The organism is Methylobacterium sp. WL7, assembly GCF_008040085.1.
Lineage (GTDB): Bacteria > Pseudomonadota > Alphaproteobacteria > Rhizobiales > Beijerinckiaceae > Methylobacterium > Methylobacterium mesophilicum.
This window is the reverse complement of the sequence record NZ_VRVG01000147.1, coordinates 1-13,009: the sequence shown is the minus strand read 5'-3', so window position 1 is coordinate 13,009 and position 13,009 is coordinate 1. Positions and strand designations below refer to the sequence as shown.

Here is a 13,009-nt window from a genome sequence, read left to right as displayed (position 1 = left end):
GCCCCGGAGGCCGCCGCCGCCGAACCCGCCGCCGTGAAAACCGCCGCCGAAGCCGCCACCCCGGAAGCCGCCGCCGCCGAAGCCGCGGGCATCCGCGCCGGCCGGGACCAGGGCGAAGGCCGCCAGCAGGGCCGTCGATGCGAGAGCAAAGCGCTTCATGAGAAAGTCCAATCCTTGCGAGGAGTATGACTTTCCAACGTCCGATCGATCGCAGGTATCCCGGCGCGACGACTGAATACGCCGTGTCAGTCAGTCGCTGTCATGCGAAAATTGTACGAAAATATTGAAAGCTTGACTGTATCGAGGGTCCGGCGGGTTATCGGAAGGGCGGCTCGTCGAAGCTGCGCAGCTTGCGCGAATGCAGCCCGTGCCGGTCGGCCCGCAGCGCGTCGAGGGCCGCCAGCCCGACGCGCAGATGCTCCGACACCGCCCGGTCGTAGAACGCGTTCGCCGCGCCGGGCAGCTTGATCTCGCCGTGGAGCGGCTTGTCGGAGACGCAGAGCAGCGCCCCGTACGGCACGCGCAGGCGGAAGCCCTGCGCCGCCACCGTGCCGCTCTCCATGTCCACCGCGATCGCCCGCGACTGGTTGATCCGCCGGCGCTCCTGGCTGAACCGCAGCTCCCAGTTGCGGTCGTCATAGGTCACCACCGTGCCGGTGCGCAGCCGGCGCTTCAGAGCCTCCGCCTGCTCGCCGGTCACCGAGGCGGCGGCGCTCTGGAGCGCGACCTGCACCTCGGCGAGCGCCGGCACCGGCACGTCCGGCGGCACCAGTTCGTCGAGGATCCGGTCCCGCCGGAGATAGGCGTGGGCGAGCACGTAATCGCCGATGGTCTGCGACTGGCGCAGGCCGCCGCAATGGCCGACCATCAGCCAGCAATCCGGGCGCAGGACCGCGAGGTGATCGGTGATCGTCTTCGCGTTCGAGGGGCCGACGCCGATATTGACCAGCGTCGTGCCCTGCATGGTGCCGTCGGCGCCGCGCGCCACGAGGTGATAGGCCGGCATCTGGTGGCGGTGCCACGGCGAGGCGGCGATCACCGCGGCGGGATCGGCCGTGGCGGCCTCCGCCCGGCTCACCGACAGGCCGCCGGGCAGCACCAGCCGCTCGAACCCCTCCGCGCCGGAAGCCAGGCGCTCCAGCCCGTGCCGGACGAACTGATCGACGTAGCGGTGGTAGTTGGTGAGCAGGATCCAGGGCTGGACCTCGCGCCAGTCGCACCCCGTGTAGTGGACCAGGCGGCGCAGGGAGTAATCCACCCGCACCGCGTCGAACAGGGCCAGAGGCAGCGGCTCGCCATCCACCAGATCGAACGTCCCGTCGGCGATCTCGTCGCCCACCAGCGACAGCAGCGGGACCGGGAAGTAGGTGGCCAGCTCGGCGCCGTCGACGGTGCTCCCGCGCGCGTCGAGCCCCGCCTCCAGCACGTAGGGATAGGGGATCTCCTGCGCGCTCAGGCCCACCTCGATCTGGATGCCGTAATCGTCGATCAGCGGCTGCAACTGCCGGGTGAGGTAGTGGCGGAAGAAGGCCGGGTGCGTGACCGTGGTGGCGTAGGTGCCGGCGGCCTGGAGCTTGGCGGTGGCGCGGCGCACCCGCGGCAGCGGGCCGGCGGGGCGATAGCTGATCCGCAACTCGGGATAGCGGAACGCGAGGCGCTCGGTGGCGTCCGGCGGAGGACCGCCCGCAAGGTACCGCTCCAGCGCCTGCCGCAGGGCGTCGGCGGCGCCGTCATAGAGCTCGACCAGGCGATCGACCGCGCTGTCCGCATCCGCCACGGCCTGCATCGGCCGCAATTCCCGCTCGATCATGAACCCTCCCGTCGCAAGCTCGGATCTACACCGCGGAGCGTGCGCGCGCGACCCGGGCTTGCGGCCGGACGGCGCTTGGCCGAGAACCGGCGCGGGATGCGAGGGCGCGGAGGTTCCTTGAGCGGCGCGGACGAGTTCGGGATCCGTCCCGGCGAGGAGATGGCGGACCTGCCCGCCGCATTCGACGCCGGCCTCCATTTCATCGGCCGCCTCCGGACGCCGTGGCGGACGCGCCGGGACTGCCCGAAGAACGGCCTGCAGACTGACGCCGTCTGCACCGTCGAGGTCGATCCGGCCTACGCGTCCGGCCTGCTCACGATCACCGGCTGCACGCACCTCATCCTGCTCTACTGGATGGACCAGGCGACCCGGGGGCTCGTGGTGCAGCAGCCGCGCCACGCCGACGGGCCGCGCGGCACCTTCGCGCTGCGCTCCCCCGCCCGGCCGAACCCGATCGCCCTCTCGGTGGTCGAGCTGATCGCCCGCGCGGGCGACACCCTGCGGGTCCGCGGGCTCGATTGCCTGGACGGAACGCCGCTCCTCGACATCAAGCCCTACTACGCCACGACCGATTCGCGGCCCGAGGCGCGGATCGACCGCGCCGGCGCCGAGCCGTGAGGCGGGGCCTTTTCGCGATCCTCGCGGCCCTAGTCCTGCTGACGCTGGGAGGACTCGCCGGCTGGTACCTGCACAAGCCCGCCGCGGATGCCCGGGCCTACGCGGTGATGCGCGGCATCGCCGTCCAGGTCAGCCTGGACGAGGCGCCACCCGATTACGTGTTCTGGGGCGGCGATTCCCAGGTGGAGCTGCAGCCCGGAAGCCAGCGGCCCTGCGGCCTGGACTTCGTCAACGGCGGCTTCAGCGGCGCCACCGCTGCCGCCTTTCTCGACCACCTCGCCGGGCTGCGCTTCCACCACGCGCCCAAGGTCGCCGCCCTGACGATCGGCACCAACGACATCCTCGCCAAGAACGCACCGCGCTCCGCCGAGGCGGCCTCACGGTTCGAGGCGACCGTGGACGCCATCGTCAGGCGGCTCCAGGCCGTCAGCCCGCGCGTGGTGGTGACCGCCTTGCCCCCGATCGGCCGTGAGAGCGGCCGGTTCCTCGATGCGGCGGCCGTGCCTGATTATTCGCACCGGCTGCGCGCGCTCTGCACCCGCCTCGGATGCACCTTCGCGGACCCGTTCGCGCCGCTGCGCGACGGCGAGACAGGCTACGCCAAGCCGGGAGCGCTCCGGGACGGCCTGCACCTGGCGGCGTTCCGGCAGGCGATGGCGGCGCTGGAGCCGGTGCTCTGCGCGCCGCCGTGAGCAATCCGTGCGGAAGGCGCCGTGCCGTCTCCGCTCCGACGGAGTGGCCGGTCATGACCACGCGAACCTTCAACCTTCGATGAGCGACACCGCGTGCTCGATGTCTTCCTGACCGGGTTCTCCGTCAGCGCCGGCCTGATCCTGGCCATCGGCGCCCAGAACGCCTTCGTGCTGCGGCAGGGCCTGCGCGGCGAGCACGTCGCGCTGGTCTGCGCCACATGCGCGGCCTCCGACGCGCTCCTGATCCTGGTGGGCGTGACCAGCTTCAAGAGCCTCGTGGTCTTCGCCCCGTGGCTGCGGCCGGCGATGCTGTATGCCGGCGCGGCCTTCCTGATCTGGTACGGCGCGCGCAGCCTCCGGTCGGCCTTCGCAGACACCGAGGTGCTGCAGCCCGCCCCGGGATCCGCCGCCGGCCTCGGGCGGACGCTCGCGACCTGCCTCGCGCTGACCTGGCTCAACCCGCACGTCTATCTCGACACGCTGCTGCTGATCGGATCGATCTCGACGCGCTTCCCCGGCCGGGAACCCGCCTTCGCGGCCGGCGCCATGAGTGCTTCGGTCGCGTTCTTCTTCTCGCTCGGCTACGGCGCCGCGATCCTCCGGCCCCTGTTCGCCAAGCCAGCCGCGTGGCGCGTGCTCGAAGGCGTGATCGCGATCACGATGTGGGTGATCGCGGCCGAGTTGTTGCTGAGCGGACGGTAACGGCGGGATGTATCCGGCGGAGCGATAGTCTTCCGCTCAGAATCCTACCAACGCGAGGCGGTAACTCTTTGCCGGCCATCGGGAATGAACAGGTTGTGCGCGGCGGAATCAGTCCGATCGGCATACCCGTCGATCTCAGGCTTGAGTCCGGCAGAATCTCGGTCTTGTCGGTGGCGAACTTGACATGGATCACCGCCCGCTCGGTTCCATCGATGCCCCGCGTCAATTGATCGACTGGCAGGAGGAAAGCGCTCTGGGCAAACGGCGCCATTCGAAGATGCCATTCACATCTGACGAGGAAATCCTTATTATCGGTCATATTTGATTAAATACGTAACGCCAGTTCGGTCTGATCGTGAATGAACGCGGCCTCATAGTCCCGCGCCAACGCGCCTAAAACCCCGACCTGACGCAACGCCTCGCGCCACCCGTCTGAAATGCGCCGCGCCGTCTCACGGATCATCTGCCTCGCCTCTCGTTCGGGAAGCTCGAAAAATTCGCAGGCTTCCAGCGCCAAGGCGATCGACCGGTCATACGCACCGCCCTCCAGGATCGCCGTTTCGAGGTGCGGGTTGCGATCCGGCGCCGGGTTCACGTCGAAAACCGGCGATAATCGCCAGCGCCCGCCCCCCACATAGAGAAACCCATGATTCTTGAGATGATCGTCCTTGTTGGACACGAGGATCGTGAAGATCAGGCGCAGGAAAAGTTCACGAAAATCGGCCCGCGGATCGGCGGCGTAGCCCCGCATGAAATCGACGATCTCCGTATAGGAACCGAGTTCCGTCCCGGTCTTGCCCAAAGCGGTGCGCGCCGAAATATAGGGGATGCGGGCGCTTCCGCGTCGATCGAACCGCTGGATCAGCGCTACCGGAAAAGGCGTGTCGGCCAGTTCCAGCCGGGCTGCGGGCGTGCGGATGCCGCACGTTGCAGCCAGGCGAAGCGTCGCAACCTCGACGCGCTCGATCGGCTGCTGGTCGTGGACCGAGGTGAACTTCGCCAGCCACAACGCATCACCGTCCCTGACATTAGCCTTGGGTCGCGCACCGCCGGAGCCCCCCGCCCCCGCCAGCGCCTGTATGTCCTTGGCCGAGATGTCCTTTCCTTGTTCATAGGCGCGGGCAATGGCCGTGATCGACTCCAGATCGACCAGACGCGGAACGGCATCGACGGCCTTGCCGCGAATGATCGCGCCGTTGTCGTCCAGAAAGCGCAACGCGCCTTGCCGACAGGCATCGTCGGATAGCGTCAGATAAGCGAATTCGCTGAGCCCATTGCCATAAGCGCGTTCGAGCAGCCTGCGCCCCCAGCTGTCGGGGGCTGCATCGGCGAAGACGCCCGCCAGCGCATCACGCATGGTTCCGGGTTGACCCGATGTGTGGAATTGGCCGGCCTCGAGGGAATAATCCGGTTGTATGGCGAAGGCCCGCGGGTTTTCCATCCATGCGGCACTGTAGGAGAATGTCGAGAATTGCCTCGGCCCGACATGTGTAAAACGCAACCGGCCGACCGATACCCGGCCTTCGCCCAATGCGACATGAGCGACAGAATCCGTCATCAGAATGAAGCCCCATCAGGATCCATGACATCCTGCTGGGGTTGATCGTCCTGCGCTTGAGCCTTCTGCTTTCGGACTTTCGTCGCGAACGACTTCCCCCGGCGCGGCAAATGTTGATTGGATAGCGCGAGCCCTAGATCGTCCTTGCGAACATCGATCAGATCGGCCAGTCGCTCCACCAGCCCCAGAACGACCAGGACATCGGCCAGCGTACCGATGGCGACACCTTGCTCGCCCTTTTCAAGCCGCGTGATCGAGCTGGGCGAGGTTCCAGCGCGCACTGCCAGATCCGCTACGGCGACATTGCGCCGGAGGCGTGCCAGGCGGATGTCCTGACCGAGCCGCGCAAGGGCCAACTTCGCTTTCGGAGACCCCATCGCAATCAGTCATATCTGACAAAGGACGATCGACAATTTGTCAGATATGATCAGCTCGGTGTATCTGTCAATGAGCTGCCGGAGCGAGCCGCATCGCATTCCAGCGTCGTTCTGGATTTCCTCGGATAGGCCGAAATCACTCCCACTCGATCGTGCCGGGCGGCTTCGAGGTGATGTCGTAGGTCACCCGGTTGATGCCCTTCACCTCGTTGATGATCCGGGTCGCGACCCGGCCCAGGAAGGCCATGTCGAACGGGTAGAAGTCGGCGGTCATGCCGTCCACCGAGGTCACGGCGCGTAGCGCGCAGACGTGGTCGTAGGTGCGGCCGTCGCCCATCACGCCCACCGTCTTCACCGGCAGGATCACCGCGAAGGCCTGCCAGATCGTGTCGTAGAGGCCGGCCTGGCGGATCTCGTCGAGATAGATCGCGTCGGCCTTGCGCAGGGCCTCGAGCTTCTCCGTCGTGATGGTGCCGGGGCAGCGGATGGCCAGGCCCGGCCCCGGGAACGGATGGCGGCCGACGAAGGCGTCCGGCAGGCCGAGTTCCTTGCCGAGCACCCGGACCTCGTCCTTGAACAGCTCGCGCAGCGGCTCCACGAGCTTCATGTTCATGCGTTCGGGCAGGCCGCCGACATTGTGGTGGCTCTTGATCGTCACCGACGGGCCGCCGGTGAACGACACGCTCTCGATCACATCCGGGTAGAGCGTGCCCTGCGCCAGGAACGCCGCCCCACCGATTTTTTTCGACTCCGCCTCGAACACGTCGATGAACAGGCGGCCGATGGTCTTTCTTTTCACTTCCGGGTCGCTGACGCCCTCGAGCGCCGACAGGAACATGCCGCTCGCCTCAACGTGGACCAGCGGAATGTTGTAGTGGTCCCGGAACAGGGCCACGACCTGCTCGGCCTCGCCCAGGCGCAGCAGTCCGTGATCCACGAACACGCAGGTCAGCTGGTCGCCGATCGCCTCGTGGATCAGCACCGCGGCGACGGCCGAATCGACCCCGCCGGACAGGCCGCAGATCACCTTCTCCGAGCCGACCTGCTCGCGGATCTTGGCGATCGCCTCCTCGCGGTAGGCGCCCATGGTCCAGTCGCCGGAGCAGCCGGCGATATCGCGCACGAAGTTGCGGATCAGCAGGGCGCCGTGCGGGGTGTGGGCCACCTCGGGGTGGAACTGCACCGCGTAGTAGTTGCGCGCCGCGTCCGCCACGGCCGCGAAGGGCGCGTTCTTCGAGATCGCCACGGTGGTGAAGCCGTCCGGCAGCTTGGTGACCCGGTCGCCGTGGCTCATCCAGACCGGGTAGCGCTCGCCCTTGTGCCAGACGCCGTTGAACAGCGGGCAATCGGCCAGGATCTCGACCTCGGCCCGGCCGAACTCGGCATGGTGCCCCCCTTCGACCGCGCCGCCGAGCTGGGCCGCCATGGTCTGCTGGCCGTAGCAGATGCCGAAGACCGGCACGCCCGATTCGAACACGAGTTGCGGCGCCCGGGGGCTCGCCTCGACGGTCACCGATTCGGGGCCGCCCGAGAGGATCACGCCCTTCGGCTTCTGCTCGCGGAACGCGGCCTCGGCCTTCGTGAAGGGGACGATCTCGCAATAGACCCCCTCCTCCCGCACCCGCCGGGCGATGAGCTGGGTCACCTGAGAGCCGAAATCGACGATCAGGATCTTGTCATGCGTGGGAGCTGTCATCGGTCATCTTTGCTGGGTAGGCGCGAAATCGAACGATCGCCGGGGGTGCCGAGGACGACGCCCTCGATCCTGACGATCCGCTCGATCAGACTGGCATGGGATTCTGCCGCGGCGATCCGGGTCGCGGCTTCGAGGCGCGCCACCAGGGCATCGCCCTTCACGGCGTCGACCGCATCGTGTGTTTCCAGGTCGCCGACCCGTTGTTCCAGGCGTTCGACTCGATCGACCAGTTTGCGAATGTTGTCCGAGAGGCGCTTGACTTCATCGAGGATCAGGATGGCATCCTTCAATGCGCCGAAGACGCCTCCGCTCATCGGGCGTTCCCCTACGATCGCGCTTCGATATAGGCGTTCAGCTGCCGCAGCTCGTCCAATATCGTGTGGGAATAGGCGTTCAATTCGGTCTGCAACGCGCTGAGGGCACCGTCGTTGTCCCGCCGATCGTCGAGAAAGCCCGCCATCGGAGCAGGTTCGGGGGCCGGGTCTTCGACCCGGAGGGTCACGACGCGCAGCACGTCCTCGGAGGTCTCGATCTGGCGCTCCATCTCGGCCATGGCGGCCGGCTGCGCGTCGATGTCCAGCAGCGCGAAATGCGCCTTGCGGTTTCTCTTGATGCGGTAAGCCAGAGACTTCACGCCCCACATCTCGATCATGTCGAGACGGCCGCCGTTGCGCTCGATCACGTCTCTATAGGTGTCGAACACGGTCTCGGATCGCGTGGAGGCTGCGTCCTGGCGCGCGATCATGAAGCTTTTGTAGTGCGCCACGCCAACCTCCGATCGGGCTACGCCGACCCTATCATACATCCGGCCCCGCAGCATTTGCAGTGTCGTTCCGTGCAGTGCCGCCGCGTGCATCGCGCGACGCACGAGCGGGAGGCCGGGAGGGTTCCACCGCGCGGGCGTACCCTCCGGCGGCGCGCCTCAGTCGAAGTTGCGGACCTTGGCCGAGCCGCCCAGGCTGATCGCGGGCTTGGCCGGGGCGCCCGCCAGGCTGACCTTCTTCTGGCCCGGCAGGGTCTTGGCGCGCAACTCGGGGGCGGCAACGGCGGCCGGCTTGGCCGGCTTCAGGTGCGCCTGCCCATGGATCACCGAGCCAATCTCGCCGGCGACCCGAATCAGGTCGTCGCGGTCGCAGGAGCGGGCGACCTTCAGGCCGAGCTTGTGCATGTGGCTCTTGCCGTAGAGGTAGGCGGCGAGCTGGGCGCGCTTCAGCGGCGGGATCTGCTCCAGGATCATCGGCAGGTCGAACTCGTCGGCCCGGTAGACCTCGCCCAGAACCTCGAGGCTCACGGGGCAATCGACTTCGGGCTCGGCGCCGCTGGTCGGATGCGATTGCGTCATGGTTGCCTCTCGGGAAGCGATGGATCGGAAGCTGGCTCGGATGCCCCGGAGCCGGTGTCGGTTTCAAGCCCTGCCGGCGCAGTAAGGTCCGCAATCCTGGCCTGCGCGGGACCGGGGGTCGCAGCCGGGGGCACCGGCGGCTCCGGTTTCCAGGCGCCGAGGCAGCCGGTGCAGACGGATTCGATCACCGCGCGGGCATGGGCCTGCCGACGCGCCCAAAGGGCCTCGCGGGCGGTCCGGTCGCCATCCTGCGTCGGCCGGATGCGGATGAACAGCGGCTCCTCCGCGCGGACCGGCACCGGGGCGACGGCCACCAGGACGAGCAGAGCCGCGGCGCGGACTCGTGAGCCCGGTCCAGGCTGTGCCGGACACGTCATGCCGTCTCGTCCCTCCGGCGGAGCTGAGCACGAGATCTCGCGCCGCATGGTAAACCGCCGCTTAACGCGGCGGCCCCGCCGGCACCAGCGGCGGCGGATTACGGCGCGGCGCGGGGCAAGGCAGCGGGGTCTGGTGCGGGCTCGTCCATCGCGGCCCGACGGCGATCCTGGGCCCGGCCCAGCCACAGGCTGTTGAGCAGCCAGGCCACCGACAGCGGCACCGCCGCCCCGGCGATCCCGGTGCTGCCGAGGCCGAGCCCCTGGATTCCGGTGAACGACCACGCCCCGACCTGATCGCCCAGGCGGTAGACCACGGTGTCGATGAAGCTCTTGGCCTTGTAGCGGTCCTCCCGGGGGACAACCGTGAACAAGACCTCCCGGATCGGGCGGGCGATCGCGAAATTGCCGGCCCGGCGCAGGACCTGGAACGCGACGATCACCCCGATGGTGGGCGAGACCGCGAGCGCGGCGAAGCCCAGCACGCTGAAGGCCGGCAGCAGCGCCAGGGTGATCCCGACGCCGAGCCGCTTGACGATCCGCCCGGTCAGGAACAGCTGCACGCCAAGCGTCAGCACGTTCACCGCGAGGTCGACGCTGGCGAAGAACGCGGTCTGCGCGCCCCGGTCCGGGAAGCTCCGCTTGGCGATGCCGGCCTGCTCGAAATATAGGAAGGTCGAGGTCACCGAGAACAGCAGCAGGAACAGCGAGATGTTGAGCAGGTAGGGCGACGCCAGGGTGCGGGTCACACCCGCCAGCACGCTGCCGCCGATGGTGCGGTCCTGGCCGTCGTTGGCGGTCTCGCTGCCCGGAACCGCGTGGAGCCGCGCCGACAGGGACGCCAGCCCGCGCATGCAGAACACCGCGACTTCGAGCAGCGCCACCGCGCAGAGCATCAGGCCCCAGGTCGGCACGTTCTTGGCGAGGATCGCGGTGGTGGCCGAGCCCGTGATGGCCCCCACGGTCGCCCCGGCCGCGATGAAGCCGAACAGGCGCTTGCTCTGGTCGTTCGAGAACACGTCGACGATGGTGGCCCAGAAGATCGAGACCACGAACAGGTTGAAGATCGACAGCCAGACGAAGAACACCCGCCCGATCCAGATCCCCCAATCGGGCGGGGCGAGGTACAGGGCCAGCGCGAAGGCTAGGATGTTGGCGGCGAAGAACCGATAGGTGATCGGCACGAACCGCGCCCGCGGCATGCGCTTCACCAGGTAGGCGAAGGGCAGGTTCAGGGCGAGCATGCCGACCAGCGTCGCCGTGAACAGCCACGGCAGGTTCTCGATGCCCCCCGCCACGCCCATCTGGTCGCGAATCGGCCGCAGCACGTAGTAGGCGGCCAGGATCGAGAAGATGTAGGCCCAGGACCAGGCGAGCGCCTGGCCCTCGCCGGGCCGGATGTCGATCAGGCGCGCGAGCGGGCCGCGGGGCGCGGATGTTTCAGGCACGCGCCCGTCACTTCCCCAGCCCGAGCTTCTCGCGCAACTCTGGGGCGGTGGCCTCGTGACCGAAGCCGGGCGACCCCATGGCGAACTTGTCGGCGTCCTTGAGCGGACCGACCACGACCGGATCGAAGCCGGCATCGCGCACCAGGCCCTCGGCCACCTTCAGCGCCGCGGGATCGTCGCCGGCGATCGGGATCGCCATCCGGCCGCCCGGGCGGTCCTGGCCGCCATTCGCGCCCGCCTTGGCGAACACCTTGTAGTTGGCCGCGTTGAAGGCCCGGACTACCTTGGCCCCTGGCAGGTACTTGGCCGAGGTCGCCCCGATGCCGTTCGCCTGAACCTCGTCGTAGAGCGCGCCGTCGCGCTTCTGCGTGGCGTTGCCGGCATCGAGCACGACCTTGCCGGAGAGTGACGTCGCAAGGTCCTTCGCGAGGTCGGGATAGGCCTTGTACGGCACGGCCACGAACACCGCCTCGCCGAACTTGATCGCCTCTTCCGGCGTCCCGGCCTTGGCCTTGGGCCCGAGTTCGGCGATCATCGGCGCCAGGGTCTCGGGATGGCGCGAGGCGAACATCACCTCGTGGCCGTCCTTGACCCAGAGGCCTCCGATCGTGCCGCCGATGTTGCCGGCCCCGATCACCCCGATCCGTATCTTCTTGGCACTCTCCTGCGCCAGGGCCGGCATCGCTGTGGCCGTCATGAGGACGGCGGCGAGGGCGAGCGCAGCGCGCCGCGTGGTGCGATCAGACCGCATCGATGAAGGTCTCCATCTGCTTGCGCTGGGCCGCGTCGGGGAGCGGTCCCCGGGCGGCGGCAAGGTTGTCCTCGACATAGGCCACCTTGGCCATGCCGGGGATCGGGCATGTCACGGCGGGGTTGCCGAGCACGTATTTCAGGAACACCTGCGGCCAGCTGGTGCAGCCGAGATCCTTGGCCACCGCGGGCAGCTCCTTGCCTTGCACCGCCTTGAACAGGCGGTCGCGGCCGAAGGGCACGTTGGTCATCACGGCCACGCCCGTCTCGGCGGCGAGCGGCAGCACGCGCTCGGCCGCGGCCCGGTTGTCGATGGCGTAGTTCACCTGGATGAAGTCGAGCTTTTCCCGCTTCATCACCGCCTCGAGGGCGTCGAGCTGGCCGTCCCGCCAGACCGTGACGCCGACATAGCGGATCCGCTTGGCGTCCTTCAGCGCGCGCAGCACAGCGAGATTCGCGTCCACGTCGATCAGGTTGTGGACCGCCACGAGATCCAGGCTCTCGACCTTCATCCGCTTCAGCGACCGCTCGAACTCCGCCCGCGTCGCGTCATGCCCCTGCGCGTCGACCTTGCTGGCCAGGAACAGTTTTTGGCGCAGGCCGGGCTCGGCCAGGATCAGGCCCAGCACGTCCTCGGCGGTGCCGTAGCTCGGCGCCGTGTCGATCACGGTTCCGCCGAGCGACACGAAGGCCTGCACCGCCGCCTTGAGGGGCGCGACCGCCTCGACAGTGGGCTCGACCTCGTAGCGCCGGGAGGTGCCGATCCCCATCGCCGGCAGCATCTCGCCCGTCGATGGGATCGGCCTTCGGATCAGCGGCTCCGCGGCCCAGGACAGGCGGCCGGCGAGCGGCGCCAGGGTGGCAGCCGCGATGACGGCGCGACGGGATACGGGCATGGCCGGCCTCCGGCGGTGTCGGGACACGACCCGGACATAGGGCACGCTGCGCGGATGTGTATTCGTTATTCTCACGCTTGCGCGAGCGCTGGCCGGTTTAGCCTACATCGGGAAACAGGTCCGACCCGTCCGGCACCGTCGCACGCTTCGTGAGCGTGTCGTGGGTCACGACTTCGGACACGAGCCCGATCGACGACGGCTCCAAGTCCCCGATTCGACACCCCTGCCGCCGAACCGGTATCCGCTTCGGCAGCGCGCACTCTAGCCCCCGACCCGGATGCTCAACACCTCGTCCGGCCGGCCCTCGAATGCGGAGCCCTCGGTATCGGGCGCGACCCGGCATCGATACTCCTCGATCGCCAGGAAAGCCCGATGGGCAACCTGCGGATCGATCTCGTCCCGCACCACGATCGTGTTGAAGTCGATGAACAGGCGTGCGATCCGCGCCTCCTCCGACAGGATGGCCAATTCGGACGCCGCGGCGCCGCAGCGCATCACGTAATGGCTCGACACGCCGGCCTCGTCGCGCGTCGGCACCACGGCGATCTGCCCGGCCGTCTCCGGCCTTAGCCCCGCCCAGCGGACCGGTGTCCACACGATAACAGCCTCGATCTGCTTCATAGACAACTCCAGCGGGTGGGAACTCCTCACCTCACACATAGTCCCATTATGGGTCGATCAAATTTCGCAGAATTTTCTTGCAATGCAAGAGGCTATCGCGTTACAAAAATCTCATATTTCAGGCG

General features: G+C 68.0%; 14 protein-coding genes and 1 pseudogene. 4 read left to right on the top strand and 11 right to left on the bottom strand.

From position 1 onward, the window contains the following. Positions 1 to 316: 316 nt before the first annotated feature. A complete protein-coding gene (locus tag FV233_RS25195) occupies positions 317 to 1,810 on the bottom strand; it encodes an AMP nucleosidase (protein WP_147899131.1) in 1,494 nt (497 codons plus the stop codon). 159 nt (positions 1,811 to 1,969) lie between these two features. Between FV233_RS25195 and tsaA the strand changes: the two genes are divergently transcribed. From tsaA to FV233_RS30610, 4 genes are all read left to right on the top strand, one after another. Then, complete coding sequence (gene tsaA / locus FV233_RS25190) at positions 1,970 to 2,428, top strand: tRNA (N6-threonylcarbamoyladenosine(37)-N6)-methyltransferase TrmO (protein WP_238260976.1); 459 nt, start codon at positions 1,970 to 1,972, stop codon at positions 2,426 to 2,428. Further along, positions 2,425 to 3,120 (top strand): GDSL-type esterase/lipase family protein, encoded by a 696-nt coding sequence (locus FV233_RS25185; RefSeq protein ID WP_147854004.1) that lies wholly within the window; start codon positions 2,425 to 2,427, stop codon positions 3,118 to 3,120. Before tsaA ends, FV233_RS25185 begins: the two co-directional genes overlap by 4 nt. Positions 3,121 to 3,213: 93 nt before the next feature. After that, a complete protein-coding gene (locus FV233_RS25180; protein ID WP_147854005.1) occupies positions 3,214 to 3,822 on the top strand; it encodes a LysE/ArgO family amino acid transporter in 609 nt (202 codons plus the stop codon). Positions 3,823 to 4,006: 184 nt separating this feature from the next. Beyond that, positions 4,007 to 4,147: a hypothetical protein gene (locus FV233_RS30610; protein WP_187277671.1), complete on the top strand. Its 141-nt coding sequence runs from the start codon at positions 4,007 to 4,009 to the stop codon at positions 4,145 to 4,147. Here FV233_RS30610 and FV233_RS25175 read toward each other — a convergent pair whose 3' ends face one another. The 10 genes and pseudogenes from FV233_RS25175 to FV233_RS25125 form a co-directional block, all read right to left on the bottom strand. Next, entirely contained in the window at positions 4,148 to 5,380 is a 1,233-nt protein-coding gene (locus FV233_RS25175; RefSeq protein ID WP_147854006.1) for a HipA domain-containing protein, read from the bottom strand. Then, a complete protein-coding gene (locus FV233_RS25170) occupies positions 5,380 to 5,736 on the bottom strand; it encodes a helix-turn-helix transcriptional regulator (protein ID WP_238260937.1) in 357 nt (118 codons plus the stop codon). The genes FV233_RS25175 and FV233_RS25170 overlap by 1 nt, the downstream gene beginning before the upstream one ends. A gap of 157 nt (positions 5,737 to 5,893) precedes the next feature. Continuing rightward, positions 5,894 to 7,453: a glutamine-hydrolyzing GMP synthase gene (gene guaA, locus FV233_RS25165; protein WP_147854008.1), complete on the bottom strand. Its 1,560-nt coding sequence runs from the start codon at positions 7,451 to 7,453 to the stop codon at positions 5,894 to 5,896. After that, positions 7,450 to 7,767 (bottom strand): hypothetical protein, encoded by a 318-nt coding sequence (locus tag FV233_RS25160; RefSeq protein WP_147854009.1) that lies wholly within the window; start codon positions 7,765 to 7,767, stop codon positions 7,450 to 7,452. The genes guaA and FV233_RS25160 overlap by 4 nt, the downstream gene beginning before the upstream one ends. Before the next feature lie 170 nt (positions 7,768 to 7,937). Beyond that, positions 7,938 to 8,219: pseudogene (gene rpsF / locus FV233_RS31350) on the bottom strand (30S ribosomal protein S6); the annotation flags it as partial. A gap of 156 nt (positions 8,220 to 8,375) precedes the next feature. Further along, positions 8,376 to 8,795: a hypothetical protein gene (locus FV233_RS25150; protein WP_147854010.1), complete on the bottom strand. Its 420-nt coding sequence runs from the start codon at positions 8,793 to 8,795 to the stop codon at positions 8,376 to 8,378. Positions 8,796 to 9,270: 475 nt separating this feature from the next. After that, positions 9,271 to 10,617, bottom strand: a complete 1,347-nt coding sequence (locus FV233_RS25140) for an MFS transporter (RefSeq protein ID WP_147854012.1) — start codon at positions 10,615 to 10,617, stop codon at positions 9,271 to 9,273. A gap of 7 nt (positions 10,618 to 10,624) precedes the next feature. Further along, positions 10,625 to 11,368, bottom strand: coding sequence for an NADPH-dependent F420 reductase (locus FV233_RS25135; protein WP_147899130.1), 744 nt, complete (start codon positions 11,366 to 11,368; stop codon positions 10,625 to 10,627). Next, positions 11,358 to 12,263, bottom strand: coding sequence for an aldo/keto reductase (locus FV233_RS25130; RefSeq protein WP_147899129.1), 906 nt, complete (start codon positions 12,261 to 12,263; stop codon positions 11,358 to 11,360). The genes FV233_RS25135 and FV233_RS25130 overlap by 11 nt, the downstream gene beginning before the upstream one ends. A gap of 261 nt (positions 12,264 to 12,524) precedes the next feature. Beyond that, the gene (locus FV233_RS25125; protein ID WP_147899128.1) at positions 12,525 to 12,884 is read right to left on the bottom strand and encodes a hypothetical protein; all 360 of its coding nucleotides are present in this window, start codon (positions 12,882 to 12,884) and stop codon (positions 12,525 to 12,527) included. Between the last annotated feature and the right edge of the window lie 125 nt (positions 12,885 to 13,009).